Below are 21,066 nucleotides of genomic sequence, written 5' to 3'. Positions count from 1 at the left end.
GGTACTCCACCTTCTGCTGGCGCAGGTGGCCGGTGTATTCCTTGAGGCGCTCGTTGAACGAATCGATATTGCCGATCACCTCGGTGAGCACTGCGGCGTAGCCCGGGTCCTTCATGCTCTCGCGCAGCTCGCCGGCGAGCTTCTGCGCATCCAGCGCCTCCTGGATGGCGCTCTCGTCGATCTCGCCGCTGCTGCGGCTCTGCTCCAGGCGCACCCGGGCCTGGTTCAGGGCCAGCAGCAGGGATTGGTAGACGCGGCTGATCTCGCCGCCCTGGGCGACCATCTCGGCACCTTCCGCGCCCTGGGAACTCTTCAGCAGGTCGACGCCGTCCTCGTTGAGGCCCGACTGCAGCACGTCGAGGCTGTTGGAGGCACTGACCACCAGCCAGTTGGCCGCCTCCAGGGACAGGCGCATGTTGTCGGTGAGCTCCACATAGCGGTCGAAGGCCGCGCGGTAGGTGGTCACCGCCTGCTCCACCTGCCCAAGCGTCTGCTGGCTGGCGCCACCGAGGTCGGCTCCCAATGCCTGGCCGTGCTCCTGCAACGCCTGGGTCGCCTGGCGCAGCGCCTCGGCCTGCTTGGCATCGCCGGTGAGGGCGTAGTCCTTCTCGATCAGGCGGATGCGCAGCACCTCGCCCCCCAGCGCGTTGGTGCGCTCCAGCAGGGCGGCGCCGTCGGCCACGCTGCGCAGCGCGGAGAAGCCCGTGGCGGCCACGACCGCCGTGAGCAGCAGCACCACGCCGAACCCCAGGGTCAGCTTCTTCGCCGTACCGAGGCTGGCGATACCACGTTGCAGAACCGATGCCATGGGGACTCCTCCTCGCCGGATGGCCGGCCTCGCCTCACAGGCTGCCGGGACAACAGCGTGAACTTAGGAGCGAGACCATGCTGGCGACAAGCCATAAGCCTGCCAGGGGGCGGCCGATTGGAGGTTTTAGCTAAGTCGAGGTCGCTTTCAGAGCGAACGCCAGGGAATCGGCGCCAGAATCATCACCCCGGCGCCCGAAGACGGTGCCCGTTCAGCTCGGGCGCACCAGGTTGAAGGTGTCCTGGGTGCGCACGTAGGCGCTGCCGCCCAGGCGCCCCACCAGGTCGAGCTTGTGCGGGTCGGCCCGGCCCTGCTCGTTGAGCACTGCCTCGTCGATATGGGCCAGCAGCACGCGGGCGAAGATCAGGTGGCAGTTGGGGTTCTCCCGCGGGTAGGGCTGCACCTCCACCAGCTCGCACTCGAAGGCCACCGGCACGCCCTTGACCCGGGGCGGCGCCACGCGCAGCGACGGCTCGGTGGCGATGCCGCAGGCCTCGAACTCGCTGACCTCGCTCGGCAGCTGCGCGGAGCTGGCGTTCATCGCCTCGGCGAAGGCCTGGGACACCAGCTGGATCACCAGTTGCCCGGTTTCCTGGACGTTGCGCAGGGTGTCCTTGAGGCTGCCATCGGCGCGGTTGTTGACGTTCACCATCAGCGTCGGCGGCGCATCGCTGATTACCTGGAAAAAACTGAACGGCGCCAGGTTCTGGGTGCCGTCCGCCGCCTGGCTGGACACCCAGGCGATGGGGCGCGGCGTCACGGTGGAGGCCAGCCAGCGGTAGGCGTCGAGGGGACTGAGGGTGGTGAAGTCGAGCTGCATCAGGGGCTCCGGGAAGCGGGAGGGTCGGTGGGCGGATTATGCCCCGTGCCCTCCCCCGCGTGGAAAGTCGGCGATCGTCTAATGGGCGCCCCCGATCACGCGACGCGCCAACAGGGCGGCCAGCAGGGGCGCCAGGGCGAACCCGGCGAACAGCCAGATCGCCGCCGACTGTGCACCGGCCACACCACCCGGCACACTGAGCCCGGCGGCGTTGGCCACCAGGCCGGCAAGGGCCGCACCGACGGCCATGCCATACAGCTGCACGGTGGTGATGGCGGTGGAGGCGGCGTTCTCCTCGCCGCGCGGGGCCAGTTCCAGCACCCGGGTCAGCAGGTGCGGCCAGCCGATGCCCACACCCGCGCCCACCGCGGCCAGCGCCAGGGCGACCAGCAGGGTGCGCAGCCCATAGTCCAGCTCACCGGCCAGCGGGATCAGCCCCGCCAGGGCCAGCAGGCCGAACACGCAAAGCACCGGCCCACCGCGCAACAGGCGCGCCGCATCGCCACCGCTGCGCCCGGAGGACAGCAACGAACCCAGGCTCCAGCCGCCGGCCATGGCCGCCGTCAGGTAACCCGCCACCAGCGGTGATTGGCCATGCAGCACCTGGAGGAAATAGGGCACGAAGATTTCAGTGGTGGTACCCGCCAGCAGCAACGCCACGCAGGCGTACACGGCGCCCAGCGCGGTGGCCAGGGAAGCGCCGCCGGACGGCAGCAGGCGAACGCTGGCGCGGCGATCCCAGACCAGGGCCGCCGCGCCGAGCGCCAGCCCCAGGGCCACGCCCAGCGCCTGCAACGGCAGCAGCGGCGACAGGCTGCCCGCCGCCACCGCCAGCACCGAGGCGGCCAACAGGCCGATCTGCACGAAGGGAATTCCCGGCACCGCACCGGCCTCGGCGGCATCGGCACGCGGGCGCAGCTGCACCAGCACCAACAGCGCCTGGGCCAGCGCCACCGGCAGCAACGACCAGAAGGCCCAGCGCCAGTGCCCGGCTTCGGCGAACAGGCCACCCACGGCCGGGCCGCACAGCGTCGCCACGCCCCACATGCCGGATACCAGCGCCACGGCGCGGGGCCACAGCGGGGGCGCGAACACCACGCGGATCAAGGCATAGCTCAGGGCCGCCAGCAGGCCGCCGCCCAGCCCCTGCACCGCCCGGGCGCCGAGCATCCAGGGCATCGATTGCGCCGCCGCGCAGCCCACCGAACCCAGGGCGAACAACGCCAGCGCCGCCAGGCAGGCACCGCGTGGCCCGCCACCGGCGAGCAGGCGCGAGGCCAGTGCCGCGCCGACGATGGAGGCCACCACGAACAACGTGGTGTTCCAGGCGTACCAGTCGAGCCCGCCGATTTCGCGCACCACCGACGGCAGCACCGTGGTGACGATGTGCACGTTGATGGCGTGCAAGGCGACGCCGCCGGTGAGCGCCACCGCCATCAGGCCGTTGCGCCCGCTGAACAGTTCGCCCCAGCTGGCAGTGGGCAGGGCATCGAGGGAGGCAGTGGTGTCCATCAGGCATCTCTCCGGATTTATTTATACAAGAAACAACTTGGATATTAGGAGCGCAGCGACCAATTAAACAAGAAATTTCTTTGATAAATGGGATAGGGCTTGGCTATCCAGGTGTCGCTCTCAGGGCGAGCACACCGGGGTTCCCGGGCTGAAGCCCGGGCTACGGGGGGCGGAATGAACCAGGCTAGTGGGCATGACGATTCATGAACGGCCCCTGTGACAGACCCGCCCTGCGAGCGCCCACAAAAAAGCCGGGGCATGCCCCGGCTTCTGCACGGCCTGGCGAATCAGCGCCCGGCGCGGGACTCACGGATGTAGAAGCGCGCCTTGTCGGCTTTCTCGGTGCAGCCCTGGAAACCCTCGAACTGCTGCTGGGTCTTGGCGGCGGTCAGCAGGCTCAGCGCCTTGGAGTAGCTGACGGTGCCGGAGAAGCCCTCGGCCTTGGCCAGGTCGAGTTCCTTCCAGGCCGCGTCCAGCTGGTTGGCGCAGCTGTCGCGGTAAGCCGTCTTGGCGGCGCAACCTGCAAGCATGAGGACGATCAGGGGCAGGCTGATCCAGGCTTTCATGGGGGTTCTCCTCGGGATGTGAAATGGCCATGAGTCTAATGCTGGTTAAGACGGTACGGAACCGGAAAAATTCCGCGCCGTGCCCTGCTCAGCAGCTTTGCAGCCCGCCGTTGCATTACGGCTACAGCGGCGCCCGCACTCACTTGGCCTCGCCCTTTCCCACAGGTATCGTCTGCGCCTTATGTAGGAAAAGGTGAAGCCATGAGTAAGCGTGTCGCACTGGTCCTCGGCTCCGGGGGAGCCCGGGGCTACGCCCATATCGGCGTGATCGAGGAGATCGAAGCGCGGGGCTACGAGATCGCCTGCATCGCCGGCTGCTCCATGGGCGCGGTGGTCGGTGGCATCTACGCCGCCGGCAAGCTGCGCGAGTACCGCGAGTGGACCGAAAGCCTGGACTACCTCGACGTGCTGCGCCTGCTCGACGTCAGCTTCCGCCTCGGCGCCATCCGTGGCGAGAAGGTGTTCGGGCGCATCCGCGAGATCGTCGGCGACATCGACATCGAAGACCTGTCGATTCCCTACACCGCAGTCGCCACCGACCTCACCAACCAGCAGGAGATCTGGTTCCAGGAAGGCTGCCTGCACCAGGCCATGCGCGCCTCGGCGGCCATCCCCAGCCTGTTCACCCCGGTGATGCAGGGCTCGCGCATGCTGGTGGACGGTGGTCTGCTCAACCCGCTGCCGATCGTGCCGGTGGTCTCCAGCCACTGCGACCTGATCATCGCCGTCAACCTCAACTCCACCAACCAGAAGCAGTACCAGTTGCCGGTGATCGAACGCCCGCCGGCCTTCAAGGGGCGCATCGACCAGATGATGAGTTCCCTCGGCGAGCGCCTGCCCTTCCGCAAGCGCGGCATCGACGAGGAACTGCTGCTCGAAGGCGCTACCGCGCCCATCGCCAACCCCTGGGTGGAGGACTCGGCGGAGCCAGGCGCCCAGCAGCCCGCAGCGGCACCGCAGAAGGAAGGCGCGCCGAGCTCGGCCAGTGGCTCGCAGGTGGTCGCCAGCGTCGGGCCGGCCTCGCTGCTGGACCTGGTCAACCAGAGCTTCGAGGTGATGCAGACGTCCCTGGCGCAGTACAAGATCGCCGGCTACCCGCCGGACGTCCTGATCAACGTGCCCAAGCGCGTGTGCCGCTTCTTCGAGTTCTACAAGGCGCCGGAGCTGATCCAGCTGGGCCGCCAGATCGCCCGCGACACCCTGGAGAAGTACGAGCAGGACTGAGTCAGAAGATCGACCAGTCAATGCGCTCGGAGAGTTTCTCCAGCGCCGCCATCCCCGCCACCGAGTTGCCGGACTCATTGAGCTCCGGTGACCACACGCAAACGGTGAAGCGCCCCGGCACCACCGCGACTATGCCGCCCCCTACCCCACTCTTGCCCGGCAGGCCGACGCGGTAGGCGAAGTTGCCCGCCTCGTCGTACAGCCCGCTGGTGGCCATCAGCGCGTTGACCTGCTTGGTCTGCCGCGCGCTGAGCACCGTTTCGCCGCTGTGGGGGCTGACGCCGTCGTTGGCCAGGAAGCTGAAGGCCAGGGCCAGGTCCACGCAGTTCATGCGCAACGCGCAGTGGTGGAAGTAGCTGCGCAGCACCGCCTCCACATCGTTGTGGAAGTTGCCGAAGGACTGCATCAGGTAGGCCGCTGCGGCGTTGCGCGCGCGGTGCTGGTACTCCGAGCGCGCCACCACCTCGTCGGCCACCAGGTAGTGGTTGCCGCTCAGGCGCCGGGCGAAGTCGCGCATGGACAACGCCGGTGCGGCGAAGCGCGATTGGTTGATGTCGCAGATCACCAGCGCCCCGGCGTTGATGAAGGGGTTGCGCGGCACGCCCCGCTCGAACTCCAGCTGCACCAGGGAGTTGAACGGCTGGCCGGAGGGCTCGTGGCCCAGGCGCTGCCAGATGTCCTCGCCGGAATGCTGGATCGCCTGCACCAGGCTGAACACCTTGGAAATACTCTGGATGGAGAACGGCGTGCGCCCGTCACCGGCGCAATAGAGCTGGCCCTCATTGCTGTACACCGCAATGCCCAGCTGGTTCGCCGGCACGCCGGCCAGCGCCGGGATATAGCTGGCGACCTTGCCCTGCCCGATCAGCGGGCGGACCTCATCGAGGATTTCGTCGAGCAGTTGTTGCATGTCTTCCTTCCGGCAACGAATGGCGCCAGGCGCCTGGATTAAGCGCTAGACGACGGATTCGCGTTGCGCAACACAGGCAGATGAGGTGCAGCTCGCAATGGGGGGTGAAGGTGGGCCAGGCGGCAAAGGCACCGTCGGAGCAGAGCAGTGGGCTGAAGCACGCTCGACAAGGCGTTCGCCCTCAGGGAGTGCGTGAGGTGAGGCACCGGTTGGTGGATGCAGGAAGCGCCATCCACCCTACGCAGCGTTCGTCATCGCGCCCGTCGTGAAGCTTCGCGAGCACAGCTCGCTCCTACGAAAGTGGCTACGTTGGGCCTCGCGGGCTCGGCGCCAACCTACGAGGTGCATCGTGTCAGCCCTCGCGCAGGCGATAGCCGACCCCGGCCTCGGTGACGATGAAGCGCGGCTCGGTCGGGTCGTCGCCGAGCTTCTGCCGCAGGTGGCCGACCACCACCCGCAGGTAGTGGGTGTCCTCGACATGGGTCGGGCCCCAGATGTCCTTGAGCAGTTGCTGCTGGGTCACCACCCGCCCCAGGTGCCGCGCCAGTTGGGCGAGCACCGCGTACTCCTTGCGGGTCAGCGCCACCTCGGCGCCGTCCAGGGTCACCCGGCGGTAGGCGAAGTCGACGCTCAGCGGGCCGCTCTCGACCACCGCTTCCTGCTGCTCGCCGCCACCGGCCTGGCGCAGCAGCACGCGCACCCGGGCGAGGAACTCCTGCACGCTGAAGGGCTTGGTCACGTAGTCGTTGGCGCCACCGTCCAGGGCCAGCACCTTCTCACCTTCGCTGGCGCGCACCGAGAGCACCAGCACCGGCACCGTCGACCACTCGCGCAGTTCGGCCAGCACCGTCTTGCCGTCCATGTCCGGCAGGCCCAGGTCGAGCACCACCAGGTCCGGCCGCGCCAGCGCCGCCTGGGCCAGGCCCTCGGCGCCGTTGGCTGCTTCCAGCACCTTGTAGCCCTGGGCCGCGAGGCTGATGCGCAGGAATTTGCGGATCTGCGCCTCGTCGTCGATGACCAGGAGGGTTGGTTGGTTGGTCGTCATCTTGTCCTTCGAAATCCGTTGGCTACCGCATCGTGTTGGGGCGAACTCATTCGCCCAGGGCGGCAACGCCGCACCGGGTCGCACGCGGCGGTCCTGCGGTCCGCATGGCGAATGAATTCGCCCCTACAGCGGGCCATCACCCACCTCCTCCTCCAGCACCGGCTGCGGGTGCAGCGGCAGGTGCAGGGTCAGGGTGGTGCCCTTACCTTCGAGCCCCTCGCCGACCGTCACCCGGCCGCCGTGGGCGCCGACCATCCCCTGGCAGATGGCCAGGCCCAGGCCGGTGCCCTGCCCGCCCCGATCGCCACGGGCGGCGGTGTAGAACATGTCGAAGATCTTCTCCCGCTCCGCGGCCGGGATGCCGGGCCCCTGGTCGCTGACGGCGAAGCGCAGCTCCTCGGTGTCGGCCGTCACCGCCACGCGCAGGCGGCCCTGGGTCGGCGAGAAGCGCGCGGCGTTCTCCAGCACGTTGACCAGCGCCTGCTCGATCAGTGCGGCGTGGACGTAGAGCAGGGGCAACTCGGTGGGTAGTTCGGTCTCCACCTTCAGCGGCGCCAGCACCGGACGCAGGCGCTGCAGCGCGCTGGCGACGATGTCCACCGGGGCGACCCAGTCGCGGGCCAGCTTCAGGCCGCCGTGGCCGAGCCGGGTCATGTCCAGCAGGTTCTGGATGTAGCGGTCGAGGCGCTCGGCCTCATCCCTTGTGCCCTCCAGCAGCTCGCGGCGGTCCTCCTGGGGGATCGCCTCGCCGAGGGCCAACAGGCTGTCGATGGAGCCGCGCATGGCGGTCAGCGGCGTGCGCAGGTCGTGGGACACGGAGGCCAGCAGCGCGCTGCGCAGCTGTTCGGTCTCGCCATGCAGGCGCGCAGCCTCCAGGTCCTCGGCGAGCTGCGCGCGTGCCAGCGCCTGGGCCAGGGGTTGGCCAAGGGCGGACAGCAAACGGCGGCGTTCGGCGGGCAACGGTGCACCGTCGCGCGGGCTGACCCCGAGCAACGCCAGCGGGCCCTCCTCGCCGGAAAGCGGCAGCCACCACCAGCGCCCGCTGGGCAGGGTGCCGGTGCCGAGCCCGGCCACCTGATCGTGCTGCCAGGACCACTCCGCTGCCGCACGCTCCTGGTCGGCCAGCAGGCGCTGCACGCCGGCCTCGACCTTCCACACGCCGTCACGGCTGCGCGCCATCAGGCACACCTCGACGTCGGTCCAGGGGATGAACTGCTGTGCCGCGACGCTGAGCACGGCCTGGCGGTCGGTGGCGGCGGTGAGCTTGCGCGAGAGGTCGAGCAGCGCGGTGGTTTCCGTCTGGGTGGCACGCAGGGCCTGCAACTGGCGGCGCTGGCGCGAGGCCAGGTTGCCGGTGAGCCCGGCCATCAGCAGGAAGAACAGCAGGGTCAGCACGTCTTCCTGGCGGGCGATGGTCAGGGAGAAGGTCGGTGGGATGAACAGGAAGTCGTAGGCCAGGAACGATACACCGGCACAGAGCAGTGCCGGGCCCAGGCTGCTGCGCACCGCCACCAGCAATACGGCGGCGAGGAACACCAGGGAGATGTTCGGCAGCGCCAGCACCTGGTAGGCGCCCCAGGCCAGGGCAGTGGCCGCCAGCGCGGCGCCCAGGGCCATGCCGTAGTCGGCCAGGGGCACCGGGTGACGCGACCGGGCGCTGGGGGCGCTCGCGTCGGCGTCCGTGTCCAGCACGCTGATCTCCAGCCCCTCGGCCTGGCGCAGAAGGCGCTCCGCCACGCCACGCCCGAGCCAGCGACGGCGCAGGCGCTGGCGGCTGCGGCCCACCAGCAGCAGGCTGGCACGGCGCTCGTTGGCGTGTTCGATCAGGGTGCTGGCCACACCCTCGGCGCGCAGGGTCACCACTTCGCCACCCAGGCGCTCGGCCAGTTGCTGGGCCGCCTGCAGGCGCGTACGGGCCTCCTCGCTCTGGGTGCCGCCGGTGTCCACGTGCACCAGGCTCCAGGGCAGGTGGCGGCGCTCGGCCACGCGGCAGGCGTGGCGCACCAGGCGCTCGGCCTGCTCGCTGCCGTCCACGCCCACCAGCAGGCGGCCACGCACCGTCGGCGCCTCCTGGCCCTGCTGGCGGTAACGGCGGTTGAGATCGGCATCGACCCGCGCGGCAGCGGTCTGCATGGCCAGCTCGCGCAGGGCGGTGAGGTTGGTCTGGGAGAAGAAGGCGTCGATGGCTGCGCGGGCCTGCTCGGGCACGTAGACCTTGCCCTCGCGCAGGCGCTCCAGCAGCTCGCGGGGCGGCAGGTCGACGAGGAGGATCTCGTCGGACTCCTGCAGCACCCAGTCCGGCAGGGTCTCGCGCACCTGCACGCCGGTGATGTCGAACACCTGGTCGTTGAGCGCTTCCAGGTGCTGGACGTTGACGGTGGTGTAGACGTCGATGCCGGCCGCGAGCAGCTCCTGCACGTCCTGCCAGCGCTTGGCGTGGCGGCTGCCGGGGGCGTTGCTGTGGGCCAACTCGTCCACCAGCACCAGCTTCGGCGGCGCGGCGAGGATGCCGTCCAGGTCCATCTCGGTCAGCGGCACGCCCCGATATTCCAGGCGCCGCAGCGGCTGCTGGGGCAGCCCGGTGAGCATCGCCTCGGTCTCGGCGCGGCCGTGTGTCTCGACCACGCCGACACGCAGGTCGACGCCCTGGCGCAACTGCGCCTGGGCGGCTTGCAACATGGCGAAGGTCTTGCCCACGCCCGGTGCGGCGCCGAGGAAGACCTTCAGCCGGCCGCGCCCCTCGCGCGGCAGTTCGGCCAACAACGCATCGGCACGGCCGGCATCAATCATTCAGGCATCTCGTTCAGTCGCAGGTTGAGGGCGAACACGTTGACCACCGCTGGCCCGATCAGCGGGCGCTCGGCCTGCTGTTCCACCAGGCGCTCCAGGGTCGCGGCGGGAATGCCCCGCGCCTCGGCGATGCGCGGGATCTGGTAGCGCGCAGCGGCCAGCGGCAGGTGCGGATCGAGGCCGCTGCCGGAAGTGGTGACCAGGGCCATGGGCACCGGGCCCTGCCCCAGCGCGCCCAGCTCGGCGGCGTCCTTGGCGATGCGCTCGGCCAGCGCCGGGTTGCTCGGGGCCAGGTTGCTGGCACCGCTGGCGACCGTGGCATAGCCACCGGCCGAGGGGCGTGGCTGGAACCACTGGGCCCCCTCCACCTGCTGCGCCAGCAGCAGGCTGCCGCGTGCATCGCCCTTGGCGTCGCGCACCAGGCTGCCGTTGGCCTGCGCCGGGAAGGCCAGCTGGGCGACAGCGGTGACGGACAGCGGGTAGGCAACGCCGGTTATCAGGGTCATCAGGGCCAGCAGGCTCAGGGCGGGACGGAGTTGCGTAAGCATATTCAGTTCCTCGGATTAAGTCCCCTCTCCGTGGAGAGGGGAAAGGCGTCAGACCAGGTGCAGGGCGGTGAGCAGGATGTCGATCAGCTTGATGCCGATGAAGGGCGCCACCAGCCCGCCCAGGCCGTAGATCAGCAGGTTGCGGCGCAGCAGGCTGGCGGCGTCGGCGGCTTGCACGCGCACCCCGCGCAGGGCCAGGGGGATCAGCGCGATGATGATCAGCGCGTTGAACACAATGGCCGAGAGGATGGCGCTCTGCGGGCTGTGCAGCTGCATCAGGTTGAGCACGCCCAACTGCGGGTAGATGCCGGCGAACAGCGCCGGGAGGATGGCGAAGTACTTGGCCACGTCGTTGGCCACCGAGAAGGTCGTCAGTGCCCCACGGGTCACCAGCAGCTCCTTGCCCACCTGCACCACGTCCAGCAGCTTGGTCGGGTCGGAATCCAGGTCCACCAGGTTGGCGGCCTCGCGGGCGGCCTGGGTGCCGTCGTTCATCGCCAGGCCAACGTCGGCCTGGGCCAGCGCCGGGGCGTCGTTGGCGCCGTCACCGCACATGGCGACCATCTTGCCCTCGCCCTGCTCCTGGCGGATGCGCGCCAGCTTCTTCTCCGGCGTGGCTTCGGCGATCACGTCGTCCACCCCGGCCTCGGCGGCGATGGCAGCGGCGGTCAGCGGGTTGTCGCCGGTGACCATCACGGTGCGGATGCCCATCTGCCGCAGCTCGGCAAAGCGCTCGCGGATGCCGGGCTTGACCACGTCCTTGAGGTGGATGCCGCCCAGCAACTTGCCGTCGGCCGCCACCAGCAGCGGGGTGCCGCCGCTCTGGGCGATCTTGTCGACCTCGCGGGACAGCTGCTCGGGCATCTCGGCGCGGCTCATGCCGACCCAGGCCAGCACCGCGTCCACCGCACCCTTGCGGTAGCTGCGGCCGTTCCAGTCCACCCCGGAGAGGCGGGTCTCGGCACTGAAAGCGATGGCGGTGACCTCATCGCGAGCCGGCTCGACCATGGCACTGAGGGCGCGCAGGTACTCGACGATGGATTTGCCTTCCGGCGTGTCGTCGGCCAGCGATGCCAGCAGCGCGGCGTCGGACAGTTCCTTGCCGCTCACGCCCGGTGCCTTGACCAGCGCACTGCAACGGCGGTTGCCGAAGGTGATGGTGCCGGTCTTGTCCAGCAGCAGCACGTGCACGTCGCCCGCCGCCTCCACGGCACGGCCGGACTTGGCGATGACGTTGAGGCGCACCAGGCGGTCCATGCCGGCGATGCCGATGGCCGAGAGCAGGCCGCCGATGGTGGTGGGGATCAGGGTCACCAGCAGCGCCACCAGGTACACCAGCGGCAGGTCGCCACCGGCGAAGCGGGCGAAGGGCTGCAGGGTGGCGACCACCAGCAGGAAGATCAGCGTCAGGCCGATCAGCAGGATGTCCAGCGCCACCTCGTTGGGGGTCTTCTGGCGCTTGGCGCCCTCCACCAGGGCGATCATCCGGTCCAGGGTCGACTCGCCCGGGTTGGCGGTGATCTTCACCAGCAACCAGTCGGAGACCACGCGGGTGTTGCCGGTGACCGCCGAGCGGTCACCGCCGGACTCGCGGATCACCGGCGCGGATTCGCCGGTGATGGCGGCCTCGTTGACCGCGGCGATGCCTTCGACCACCTCGCCGTCGCCGGGGATCAGCTCACCGGCCTCGACGCGCACCAGGTCACCACGACGCAGGCTGCTGGCGGCCACCGTCTCGAACTGCCCGGAGGCAGCACGACGGCGGGCGCTGAGGCCCTGGCTGCCGGCCTTGAGGCTGTCGGCGCGGGCCTTGCCACGGCCTTCGGCGAGGGCCTCGGCGAAGTTGGCGAAGAGCACGGTGAACCACAGCCACAGGGCGATCTGCACCGCCAGGCCGGTGGACACCGCCGGGTTGGGGATGAAGCACAGCACCGTGGTGACCACGGCGGTCAGTTCCACCACCAGCATCACCGGCGAGCGCTTGAGCTGGCGCGGGTCGAGCTTGGCGAAGGCCTGCACCAGCGCCGGCTTCCACAGCGCGGCGATGGCTGTACGGGGTTGTTGCTGCTTGGCGCCATTCTTCGGCGCCTGGATAGGGGCGTTCATGCGGGTCTCCCTTAAAGGCCGATCAGCGCGAGGTGTTCGGCAATCGGCCCCAGGGCCAATGCCGGGAGGAAGGTCAGGCCACCGACCAGGAGGATGGTCAGGGTCAGCAGGGTGACGAACAGCGGGCCGTGGGTGGGGAAGCTGTTGCCACCCACCGGCGCGCGCTGCTTGGCCGCCAGGCTGCCGGCGATGGCCAGTACCGGGAGGATGTAGCCGAAGCGGCCGAGCAGCATCGCCAGGCCGATCATGACGTTATGGAACGGCGTGTTGGCGCCGAAGCCGGCGAAGGCCGAGCCGTTGTTGGCAGAACCCGAGGTGTAGGCGTACAGCGCCTGGCTGAAACCGTGCGCGCCGGGGTTGGTGATGGAGGCCGCCGGGCCTGGCAGGCTCACCGCCAGGGAGCAGAACACCAGCACGCCGATCGGCATCACCAGCAGGGTCGCCACCAGCAGGCGTACCTCGCGGGCCTCCAGCTTCTTGCCGAGGTATTCAGGGGTGCGACCGATCATCAGGCCGGCGAGGAACACGGCGATCAGCACGAACAGCAGCATGCCGTAGAGGCCCGCGCCGACGCCGCCGAAGATCACCTCGCCGAGCATCATGTTGAACATCGGGATCATCCCGCCGATGGCGCTGAAGCTGTCGTGCATCGAGTTCACCGAGCCGTTGGACGCAGCCGTGGTGGTCACCGCCCAGAGAGCCGAGGCGGTGATGCCGAGGCGGCTCTCCTTGCCCTCCAGGGAACCGGACTGCTCGATGGGCAGCGCGGCCAGGGCCGGGTTGGGCTGGAACTCGCTGTACAGGGTCACGCCCAGGCCGATGACGAACAGGATCAGCATGGTCGCCAGCAGCGCGCGGCTCTGGCGCAAATCCTTGACGTAGTGGCCGAAGGTGAACACCAGGGCGGCGGGGATCAGGATGATCGACGCCATTTCCAGCAGGTTGCTCCAGGCGCTGGGGTTCTCGAACGGGTGCGCGGAGTTGACGCCGAAGAAACCACCACCGTTCGTGCCCAGTTGCTTGATGGCGATCTGGCTGGCCGCCGGGCCGAGCGGGACCACCTGGTCGGTGCCGGCCAGGGTGTGGACGCTGACGTAGTCGAGGAAGGTCTGCGGCACGCCCTGCCAGACCAGGAACAGCGCCAGCAACAGGCACAGCGGCAGCAGCGCGTAGAGGGTGCCGCGGGTCAGGTCGACCCAGAAGTTGCCGAGCTTGTCGGTGCTGCGACGGCTGATGCCACGGGCCAGGGCCACCAGCACGCAGAGGCCGACGGCGGCGCTGACGAAGTTCTGCACACCCAGGCCGACCATCTGGCTGAAATAGCTCAGGCTCGCCTCGCCGCTGTAGGCCTGCCAGTTGGTGTTGGTGACGAAGCTCACGGCAGTGTTGAACGCCAGGGTCCACTCCAGGCCCGGCAGCTTCTGGGGGTTGAGCGGCAGCATGCCCTGCAGCATGAGGATGGCAAACAGCAGCGCCAGGCCGGCGGCGTTGAACAGCAGCAGCGCGACGGTGTAGGTCTTCCAGTCCTGCTCGCTATGGGGATCGACCCCGGCGATGCGGTAGCAGAAACGCTCGACGGGAGCGAAGAGCGGCGTGAGGAAGGTGCGCTGCCCCTCCATCGCGCGATGGATGAAGCGGCCGATGAAAGGCGCTGGCACCAGCACCAGCACGAAGAAGGCCAGAATCAGCCCGTAGTCCTGTACTTGCATGACGCCCCCTAGCTGCGTTCGGCGCGCAGCAGCGCGACCAGCAAGTAGATGAAAAGCCCCGTGGCCATTGCCAGGGACAACCCGTCGAGAATGCTCATGACTGTTGCTCCGGTATGCGGACTGCGCCGCTTTGGAGGAATTCTCGGCAGGAGGGGCGTAAAGGGACGAGACGGGGACCGGGGGCGGGGCATAAAGAAAGCGTAAAGAACGCGCTTATCCTGGTCTCCCGGGGACCTGTCATGTCTGCATTGATGCCCCTGCAAACACCTCCCAGCCAAAGGATCGCTCCGTACCCCTCGGGCGAATGAATTCATCCCTACAGGGTTACCGGGTAGCGGCCATATAGCGGTCACACAACCGCCACACTGGCCTAGACCAGTGCACCGAAACGATTGGTTACAACCCTTGCGCGCACCATTGCGAGTCACGAACGGCGGCGATCAGGTGCCGAAGCATCCCGTAAACGACGTGTCGCGGGCCTTTGCGACCTGATGGGGCGAACTGGCATGGCCACTGCAAATACAGCCCCGTCTGCGTTCATTCCATTCTCGGAGGCTTTATGACCCTGCAACTCAAGCCGACCCTCGGCACCCTGCACCTCTGGGGCATCGCCGTCGGCCTGGTGATTTCCGGCGAGTATTTCGGCTGGAGCTACGGCTGGGGCGCCGCCGGCACCCTCGGCTTCCTGGTCACCACGCTGCTGGTGGCGACCATGTACACCTGCTTCATCTTCAGCTTCACCGAACTGACCACCGCCATCCCCCACGCCGGCGGCCCCTTCGCCTACAGCAGCCGCGCCTTCGGTGAGCGCGGCGGCCTGATCGCCGGCATCGCCACGCTGATCGAATTCGTCTTCGCCCCACCGGCCATCGCCATGGCCATCGGCGCCTACCTCAACGTGCAGTTCCCCGAACTCGATCCCAAGCACGCGGCGGTGGGTGCCTACTTCGTGTTCATGACCCTGAACATCCTCGGCGTCAGCATCGCCGCCACCTTCGAACTGGTGGTCACCGTGCTCGCCGTGGCCGAACTGCTGGTGTTCATGGGCGTGGTGGCGCCGGGCTTCAGCTTCAGCAACTTCGTGCTCAACGGCTGGGCCGGCTCGGACACCTTCAGCAGCGCCTCGATCTCCGGCATCTTCGCCGCCATCCCCTTCGCCATCTGGTTCTTCCTCGCCATCGAGGGTGCGGCCATGGCCGCCGAGGAAGCCAAGGACCCGAAACGCACCATCCCGCGCGCCTACGTGGCCGGCATCCTCACCCTGGTGTTCCTCGCCATCGGCGTGATGATCATGGCCGGCGGCGTCGGCGACTGGCGCCAGCTGTCGGGCATCAACGACCCGCTGCCCCAGGCCATGAAAGCCGTGGTCGGCGAGAACTCCGGCTGGATGCACATGCTGGTGTGGATCGGCCTGTTCGGCCTGGTGGCCAGCTTCCACGGCATCATCCTCGGCTACTCGCGGCAGTTCTTCGCCCTCGCCCGCGCCGGCTACCTGCCCCGCGGCCTGGCCAAGCTGTCGCGCTTCCAGACCCCGCACCGCGCCATCATCGCCGGCGGCGTGATCGGCATCGCCGCCATCTACAGCGACGGCCTGATCAACCTGCAGGGAATGAGCCTGACCGCCGCGATGATCACCATGAGCGTGTTCGGTGCCATCGTCATGTACATCATGAGCATGCTCAGCCTGTTCAAGCTGCGTAAGAGCGAGCCGAACCTGGAGCGCAGCTTCCGCGCGCCGGGCTATCCCATAGTCCCGGGCATCGCCCTGGTGCTGGCGGTGGTCTGCCTGATCGCCATGGCCTGGTTCAACACCACCATCGGCCTGATCTTCCTCGGCTTCATGGCGGTGGGCTTCGTCTGGTTCCAGTTCACCGCCCACCATCGCGCCAGCGCCCCGGCCGATGCGCTGCTGACAGGTGATGCCGCCTGACAAAGGCTCTATGCTCAAGCCACGAGGCCCGGTCCGCCGGGCCTCGTCTTTTCTGCCGCCTGTTCCCTGCCGGAGGCCGTGATGCCTTACCAGACCACCGTTGGCGCCCAGGTCTACCGCTTCGCCGACCTCAAGACCCTGCTGGCCAAGGCCAGCCCCGCCCGCTCGGGCGACTACCTGGCCGGGGTCGCCGCCGCCACCTATGAAGAGCGCATGGCCGCCAAGCTGGCCCTGGCCGAGGTGCCGCTCAAGCGCTTCCTCGACGAGGCGCTGATCCCCTACGAGGACGACGAGGTCACCCGGCTGATCATCGATCGCCACGACGCCCTCGCCTTCGCCCCCATCAGCCACCTGACCGTGGGCGACCTGCGCGACTGGCTGCTGCTGGACAGCACCGATTCCGCCACCCTGGAGGCCGTACGCTGGGGCCTGACCCCGGAGATGGTCGCCGCGGTGAGCAAGCTGATGCGCAACCAGGACCTGATCCTGGTGGCGAAGAAATGCCGTGTGATCACCCGCTTCCGCAACACCATCGGCCTGCCGGGCCATCTCTCGGTGCGCCTGCAGCCCAACCACCCCACGGACGACGTGCGCGGCATCGCCGCCAGCATGCTCGACGGCCTGCTCTACGGCTCGGGCGATGCGGTGGTGGGCATCAACCCGGCCAGTGACTCGCTGCCGACCCTGATGCGCCTGTGGCAGATGATGGACGAGGTGCGCGAGCACTTCGCCATTCCCATGCAGAGCTGCGTGCTCACCCACGTCACCACGCAGATCCAGGCCATCGAGGCCGGCGCGCCCATCGACCTGGTGTTCCAGTCCATCGCCGGCACCGAGAAGACCAACGCCAGCTTCGGCGTCTCCCTGGCCATCCTCAAGGAAGCCCACGAAGCGGCTCTTTCGCTGGGGCGCGGCAGCCTCGGCGACAACGTCATGTACTTCGAGACCGGCCAGGGCAGCGCCCTCTCCGCCGGTGGCCACCACGGCGTCGACCAGCAGACCTGCGAAGTGCGTGCCTATGCCGTGGCCCGGGAGTTCCGCCCGCTGCTGACCAACACCGTGGTCGGCTTCATCGGCCCGGAATACCTCTACGACGGCAAGCAGATCATCCGCGCCGGGCTGGAGGATCACTTCTGCGCCAAGCTCCTCGGCGTGCCCATGGGCTGCGACGTCTGCTACACCAACCACGCCGAAGCCGACCAGGACGACATGGACACCCTGCTCACCCTGCTGGGCGCGGCGGGCATCACCTTCATCATGGGCATCCCCGGTGCCGACGACATCATGCTCAACTACCAGAGCACCTCCTTCCACGACGCCCTCTACCTGCGCTCCGTGCTGGGCCTGAAGCGCGCGCCGGAGTACGAGGACTGGCTGCTGCGCATGGCCATCACCGAGCCCTCCGGGCGCCTGCGCGAGATCGGCAAGGGCCACGCCCTGCTCAAGGACCTGCCACGACTGGGAGCCGCCTGATGAAACTGGTGCAGCACAACCCCTGGGACGAACTCCGTGCCCACACCTCCGCCCGCATCGCCCTCGGCCGCGTCGGCTCCAGCCTGCCCACCGCCGAGGTGCTGCGCTTCGGCCTGGCCCACGCCCAGGCCCGCGACGCGGTGCACCACCCGCTGGATTTCGCCGCCCTCGACACGCAGCTCAAGGCCGCCGGTTTCCGCACCCTGCAGGTGCGCAGCGACGCCGAGGACCGCCAGGCCTACCTGCTGCGCCCGGACCGCGGCCGCCGCCTGCACGACGATTGCCAGGCCCGCCTGCACGCCGAGGCACCCGCCCCGGAGCTGGCGGTGGTGATCGCCGACGGGCTCTCCTCCATCGCCGTGCAACGCCACGCCTTGCCGCTGCTGGAGCTGTTCCGCGAACGCTTCGCCACCGACTGGGCGAACACCCCGGTGGTGCTCGCCGAACAGGGCCGGGTGGCCATCGGCGACGGCATCGGCGAAGCCCTGCGAGCACAACTGGTGGTGATGCTGATCGGCGAACGCCCGGGCCTCACCTCCCCCGACAGCCTGGGCCTGTACCTCACCTACCAGCCCCGCGTCGGGCGCATGGACAGCGAGCGCAACTGCATCTCCAACGTGCGCCCCGAGGGGCTGCCCTACGCCCTGGCGGCGATCAAGCTCGACTACCTGGCCCGCGAGGCGCTGCGCCTGCAGCTGTCCGGAGTGAGCCTGAAGGACGACAGCAACCTGCAGCCGGTGGCGCAGCTGGATTGAGGCAGCCGGCAGGCTCTAACGCTTCGTAGCATGGATAGCCCGCGCTTCACCCCGGGGAACCGCGTGGTCGACGGCCCCGGACTGAAGTCCGGGCTACGGAACCTTGTAGGGGCGAATTCATTCGCCCGCTCTTCGTGGGAATTCATTCGCGATCGGTCGTGCAAGCAATCATCGGTCGCCAAGGGAACGCGGCAAGCGCGGCGCGTTCGAATTACAGTAGCGGCCCACCTCGAAAGGAGATTCCCATGCCCTGGTACGCCTGGCTGATCCTGATCCTCGCCCTCGGCTCCATAGTCGGCGGCCTGATGATGCTGCGCGATACGGCGAAGAAACTGCCCCTGACCGAGGAGCAGCTCAAGCGCATCCATGAACGCAACGCCGAGATGGACGCCAAGGAAGCCAGGGAGCGCTGACACCCGCCCGCACACGCGGGTAAAGTGCGGCACCGATACAAGGAGGTGCCATGCCGCTCCATCTGCAGATCCTGCTGCCCCTGTTCACCCTCGCTCTGGGCCACGGCTTCGGGCAGGTGTCCTATACCGGCCTGGCCTTCGGGCTGGTGTATGCCTTCTGGGTCCTCGCCGCGCCGAAACTCCCCGCGCGCCTGTGGTTCCCCGTCACCCTGCTGGCCAGCATCGCCTTCGCCGCGCACCTGGTGCCCGGCTTTTCGCCCCTGCCCCTGGCAGAACCGCTGCGCCTGAGCCCCGACGCGCCGCCCTATGCCCTGCGCCTGTCCTGGGACAAGACGCTGGTGGGCATGGCGCTGCTGGCCTGGTGGCTGGGGCGCACGGCACCCACCATCGCCCCGCGCTGGCGGGCCACCGCCGTGACGACCGCCGCCACCCTGCTGGCGGTGCCGGCGCTGGCCCTGGGGCTGGACCTCGTGGACTGGATGCCGAAATGGCCGGAGCTGGTGTGGCGCTGGCTGCCGGTGAACCTGCTGGCGGTGGTGCTGGCGGAGGAGCTGGTGTTCCGCGGCCTGTTGCAGGGCGCGCTGGTTTCACGCCTGGGTGCCTGGGCCGGAGTCGGGCTCACCGCGCTGCTGTTCGGCGCGGTGCACCTGCCGTTCAGCCCGCTGTTCGCGACGGTGGCGACGGTGGCCGGCCTCGGCTACGGGCTGGCCTTCCATTTCAGCGGGCGGCTAGGGGTGGCGATGGCGCTGCACCTGGCGGTCAATCTCTGCCATCTGGCATTACTGAGCTATCCAGTGAAGCTGGGGTGACCTGGATCTGGTAGCGCCCGAAGATGCGCTGCAGCTCGCCGCTGGCCCGCAGCAGGTCCAGCAGCACAGTGAAGCGCTCGGGGGTGATGGCCGCGCCGGGCCGCAACAAGGCGTAGTGGCGGTAGTTCTGGTCGACCCGGGTGGAAACGAGGAACTGAGCCTTCTGCTCGGGGTTCCGCTCCAGGTACATGCCCAGGTAGGAACGGGTCACCAGCGCGATATCCGCCCGCCCGCGCAGCACCATCAGCAGGTTGCTGTCGTGGGAATAGGTCATCAGCGCATTGAATTCGCGCACCAGGTATTCCGGGTCGGCATCGAAGCCGGCGAAACCGTAGTGATAGCCGCTGTAGAGCGCCAGGCGCTTGCCGGCCAGGTCATCGAAAAAAGCCTGCCCGCGCCCCGGCTGTGTGCGTGCGATGTAGACCTCGGCGTCGGAGGTGCGCATGTCGATGCCCTGGTAGCGCACGCCATTCCAGCCCCAGTCCGGGTCCTCGAACAGCATCAGGTCATAGCGGCCCTGCTCCAGGTCGCGGTAACGGCGCGCGGCCGAAGTCGGCACGATGCTGAAATGGAAACGCGCCTGGAGCCGATTGAGCTGCGCCACCAGGTCGGGGGTCAGGCCCTGTTCCTGCTCTTCGGGCTTTATCAGGTAGGGCGGGAAGTGATAGCCGCCAACGAGGATTTCTCGGGGTCGCGCCGCTGACGCGCTGCTGCATGACAGGCACAGCGCGAGCAGCAGAACACCCGAGAAAACAAGCCGAACGGCAGACATCGACGCCCCGTACAAGAGGAAACCGGCACGAGGGCAAGACTAGCTCAAGGGCCCTCAGACTTCCTTGATCACCAGTGACAGGGCTTCCTCGCAGAGCTGGTCGAGGGTCATCGGCCCTTCGGGACGGAACCAGGTGGTGGTCCAGGACAGCGCACCGGTGAGGAAGCGCCGCAGGATGAAGGGGTCGGCATTGAAGTAACCCTGGACCTTGGCCTCGCCGAGCACCTCCAGCCAGAGCAGCTCGTAGGTGTCGCGCAGTTCGAGGATGTAGCGCTGGCCCTCCTCCGACAGCGAACGCCATTCGTAGACCAGCACCGCCATGGCCTCGCCGGTGCCGCCCATGATCGACTGCAGCTCGCAGCGGATCAGCGCCAGCACCCGCTCGCGCAGGGTCGTCGCCTCCGCCAGCGAGGCATGCATGAGCGCGGTGTTATAGAGAATGGTCTCCTCCATCACCGAACGCAGGATCTCGTCCTTGCTCTTGAAGTGATGAAAGATGCTGCCGGACTGGATGCCCACGGCGCTGGCCAGGTCGCGTACCGTGGTGCGCTCGTAGCCCTTGCTGCGGAACAGGTGCGCGGCGGTCTGCAGCAGCTTGCCACGGGCGCTTTCCGGGTCGGTGATCTGGCCGCTGGCCACCAGTTCGCGCATCACCTCTTGGGCTTTTTGATCGTCCAGGCTCATTTGTTCCCACTACCTCGGCTGCACTGCGCCTGCCCATCCAACTTAAGAATGGGCCGCAAGTATTTGTCTTGATTCGTGAAATCTATGCTGCACCAGACGCCCAAGCAAGCGCTTGGGTAAAAATCGTCGACACGGCACTTTTCAACCAAGCGCTTGCTTGGTAATGTCCGCAACACATTCCTCGTGTGTTGC

18 protein-coding genes are annotated in these 21,066 nt (G+C 68.3%); 6 read left to right on the top strand and 12 right to left on the bottom strand.

Going from position 1 to position 21,066, the window contains the following annotated elements; translation table 11 throughout:
• Positions 1-1,019: 1,019 nt before the first annotated feature.
• The 3 genes from PI990_RS10325 to PI990_RS10315 form a co-directional block, all read right to left on the bottom strand.
• Positions 1,020-1,628: a flavin reductase family protein gene (locus tag PI990_RS10325; RefSeq protein ID WP_271660542.1), complete on the bottom strand. Its 609-nt coding sequence runs from the start codon at positions 1,626-1,628 to the stop codon at positions 1,020-1,022.
• 78 nt (positions 1,629-1,706) lie between these two features.
• Positions 1,707-3,140: an MFS transporter gene (locus tag PI990_RS10320; RefSeq protein ID WP_271660541.1), complete on the bottom strand. Its 1,434-nt coding sequence runs from the start codon at positions 3,138-3,140 to the stop codon at positions 1,707-1,709.
• Positions 3,141-3,427: 287 nt separating this feature from the next.
• Complete coding sequence (locus tag PI990_RS10315) at positions 3,428-3,706, bottom strand: hypothetical protein (RefSeq protein WP_021220375.1); 279 nt, start codon at positions 3,704-3,706, stop codon at positions 3,428-3,430.
• A 201-nt stretch (positions 3,707-3,907) separates the two neighbouring features.
• Here PI990_RS10315 and PI990_RS10310 point away from each other — a divergent pair, with 201 nt between their 5' ends.
• Entirely contained in the window at positions 3,908-4,930 is a 1,023-nt protein-coding gene (locus PI990_RS10310; protein WP_021220376.1) for a patatin-like phospholipase family protein, read from the top strand.
• A 1-nt stretch (position 4,931) separates the two neighbouring features.
• Here PI990_RS10310 and glsB read toward each other — a convergent pair whose 3' ends face one another.
• The 7 genes from glsB to PI990_RS10275 form a co-directional block, all read right to left on the bottom strand.
• Complete coding sequence (glsB, locus tag PI990_RS10305; RefSeq protein ID WP_021220377.1) at positions 4,932-5,840, bottom strand: glutaminase B; 909 nt, start codon at positions 5,838-5,840, stop codon at positions 4,932-4,934.
• 352 nt (positions 5,841-6,192) lie between these two features.
• Positions 6,193-6,885 (bottom strand): response regulator, encoded by a 693-nt coding sequence (locus tag PI990_RS10300; protein ID WP_021220379.1) that lies wholly within the window; start codon positions 6,883-6,885, stop codon positions 6,193-6,195.
• A 123-nt stretch (positions 6,886-7,008) separates the two neighbouring features.
• A complete protein-coding gene (locus tag PI990_RS10295) occupies positions 7,009-9,675 on the bottom strand; it encodes a sensor histidine kinase (RefSeq protein ID WP_271660540.1) in 2,667 nt (888 codons plus the stop codon).
• Positions 9,672-10,223 (bottom strand): potassium-transporting ATPase subunit KdpC, encoded by a 552-nt coding sequence (kdpC, locus tag PI990_RS10290; RefSeq protein WP_021220381.1) that lies wholly within the window; start codon positions 10,221-10,223, stop codon positions 9,672-9,674. The genes PI990_RS10295 and kdpC overlap by 4 nt, the downstream gene beginning before the upstream one ends.
• Before the next feature lie 48 nt (positions 10,224-10,271).
• Positions 10,272-12,329 (bottom strand): potassium-transporting ATPase subunit KdpB, encoded by a 2,058-nt coding sequence (gene kdpB, locus PI990_RS10285; RefSeq protein ID WP_271660539.1) that lies wholly within the window; start codon positions 12,327-12,329, stop codon positions 10,272-10,274.
• Positions 12,330-12,340: 11 nt separating this feature from the next.
• The gene (gene kdpA / locus PI990_RS10280) at positions 12,341-14,038 is read right to left on the bottom strand and encodes a potassium-transporting ATPase subunit KdpA (protein ID WP_021220383.1); all 1,698 of its coding nucleotides are present in this window, start codon (positions 14,036-14,038) and stop codon (positions 12,341-12,343) included.
• Positions 14,039-14,046: 8 nt separating this feature from the next.
• A complete protein-coding gene (locus PI990_RS10275) occupies positions 14,047-14,136 on the bottom strand; it encodes a K(+)-transporting ATPase subunit F (protein WP_021220384.1) in 90 nt (29 codons plus the stop codon).
• Between the two features lie 461 nt (positions 14,137-14,597).
• Here PI990_RS10275 and eat point away from each other — a divergent pair, with 461 nt between their 5' ends.
• The 5 genes from eat to PI990_RS10250 all read left to right on the top strand — a co-directional run bounded on the left by eat (position 14,598) and on the right by PI990_RS10250 (position 19,418).
• Positions 14,598-15,968, top strand: a complete 1,371-nt coding sequence (gene eat, locus PI990_RS10270; protein ID WP_271660538.1) for an ethanolamine permease — start codon at positions 14,598-14,600, stop codon at positions 15,966-15,968.
• An 81-nt stretch (positions 15,969-16,049) separates the two neighbouring features.
• Positions 16,050-17,441 (top strand): ethanolamine ammonia-lyase subunit EutB, encoded by a 1,392-nt coding sequence (locus tag PI990_RS10265; RefSeq protein ID WP_184489274.1) that lies wholly within the window; start codon positions 16,050-16,052, stop codon positions 17,439-17,441.
• Complete coding sequence (gene eutC, locus PI990_RS10260; RefSeq protein WP_271660537.1) at positions 17,441-18,196, top strand: ethanolamine ammonia-lyase subunit EutC; 756 nt, start codon at positions 17,441-17,443, stop codon at positions 18,194-18,196. The genes PI990_RS10265 and eutC overlap by 1 nt, the downstream gene beginning before the upstream one ends.
• 245 nt (positions 18,197-18,441) lie before the next feature.
• Positions 18,442-18,609, top strand: coding sequence for a DUF2897 family protein (locus tag PI990_RS10255; protein ID WP_271660536.1), 168 nt, complete (start codon positions 18,442-18,444; stop codon positions 18,607-18,609).
• Positions 18,610-18,659: 50 nt separating this feature from the next.
• Complete coding sequence (locus PI990_RS10250; protein WP_271660535.1) at positions 18,660-19,418, top strand: CPBP family intramembrane glutamic endopeptidase; 759 nt, start codon at positions 18,660-18,662, stop codon at positions 19,416-19,418.
• Here PI990_RS10250 and PI990_RS10245 read toward each other — a convergent pair.
• Positions 19,369-20,190: a substrate-binding periplasmic protein gene (locus PI990_RS10245; protein WP_271660534.1), complete on the bottom strand. Its 822-nt coding sequence runs from the start codon at positions 20,188-20,190 to the stop codon at positions 19,369-19,371. The genes PI990_RS10250 and PI990_RS10245 overlap by 50 nt on opposite strands.
• 54 nt (positions 20,191-20,244) lie before the next feature.
• A complete protein-coding gene (locus PI990_RS10240) occupies positions 20,245-20,868 on the bottom strand; it encodes a TetR/AcrR family transcriptional regulator (protein ID WP_184489342.1) in 624 nt (207 codons plus the stop codon).
• Positions 20,869-21,066: the final 198 nt, after the last annotated feature.

This window comes from Pseudomonas sp. TUM22785 (assembly GCF_028198105.1).
Classification (GTDB): Bacteria; Pseudomonadota; Gammaproteobacteria; order Pseudomonadales; family Pseudomonadaceae; genus Metapseudomonas; species Metapseudomonas solani.
Note: the sequence above shows the minus strand (reverse complement) of the source record. Positions and strands in the feature narration are given on the sequence as shown.

Bases quoted from the DNA above. Each gene is read 5' to 3' on its own strand.
- PI990_RS10325 (WP_271660542.1), bottom strand. From the start codon at position 1,628: ATGCAGCTCGACTTCACCACCCTCAGTCCCCTCGACGCCTACCGCTGG.
- PI990_RS10320 (WP_271660541.1), bottom strand. From the start codon at position 3,140: ATGGACACCACTGCCTCCCTCGATGCCCTGCCCACTGCCAGCTGGGGC.
- PI990_RS10315 (WP_021220375.1), bottom strand. From the start codon at position 3,706: ATGAAAGCCTGGATCAGCCTGCCCCTGATCGTCCTCATGCTTGCAGGT.
- PI990_RS10310 (WP_021220376.1), top strand. From the start codon at position 3,908: ATGAGTAAGCGTGTCGCACTGGTCCTCGGCTCCGGGGGAGCCCGGGGC.
- glsB (WP_021220377.1), bottom strand. From the start codon at position 5,840: ATGCAACAACTGCTCGACGAAATCCTCGATGAGGTCCGCCCGCTGATC.
- PI990_RS10300 (WP_021220379.1), bottom strand. From the start codon at position 6,885: ATGACGACCAACCAACCAACCCTCCTGGTCATCGACGACGAGGCGCAG.
- PI990_RS10295 (WP_271660540.1), bottom strand. From the start codon at position 9,675: ATGATTGATGCCGGCCGTGCCGATGCGTTGTTGGCCGAACTGCCGCGC.
- kdpC (WP_021220381.1), bottom strand. From the start codon at position 10,223: ATGCTTACGCAACTCCGTCCCGCCCTGAGCCTGCTGGCCCTGATGACC.
- kdpB (WP_271660539.1), bottom strand. From the start codon at position 12,329: ATGAACGCCCCTATCCAGGCGCCGAAGAATGGCGCCAAGCAGCAACAA.
- kdpA (WP_021220383.1), bottom strand. From the start codon at position 14,038: ATGCAAGTACAGGACTACGGGCTGATTCTGGCCTTCTTCGTGCTGGTG.
- PI990_RS10275 (WP_021220384.1), bottom strand. From the start codon at position 14,136: ATGAGCATTCTCGACGGGTTGTCCCTGGCAATGGCCACGGGGCTTTTC.
- eat (WP_271660538.1), top strand. From the start codon at position 14,598: ATGACCCTGCAACTCAAGCCGACCCTCGGCACCCTGCACCTCTGGGGC.
- PI990_RS10265 (WP_184489274.1), top strand. From the start codon at position 16,050: ATGCCTTACCAGACCACCGTTGGCGCCCAGGTCTACCGCTTCGCCGAC.
- eutC (WP_271660537.1), top strand. From the start codon at position 17,441: ATGAAACTGGTGCAGCACAACCCCTGGGACGAACTCCGTGCCCACACC.
- PI990_RS10255 (WP_271660536.1), top strand. From the start codon at position 18,442: ATGCCCTGGTACGCCTGGCTGATCCTGATCCTCGCCCTCGGCTCCATA.
- PI990_RS10250 (WP_271660535.1), top strand. From the start codon at position 18,660: ATGCCGCTCCATCTGCAGATCCTGCTGCCCCTGTTCACCCTCGCTCTG.
- PI990_RS10245 (WP_271660534.1), bottom strand. From the start codon at position 20,190: ATGTCTGCCGTTCGGCTTGTTTTCTCGGGTGTTCTGCTGCTCGCGCTG.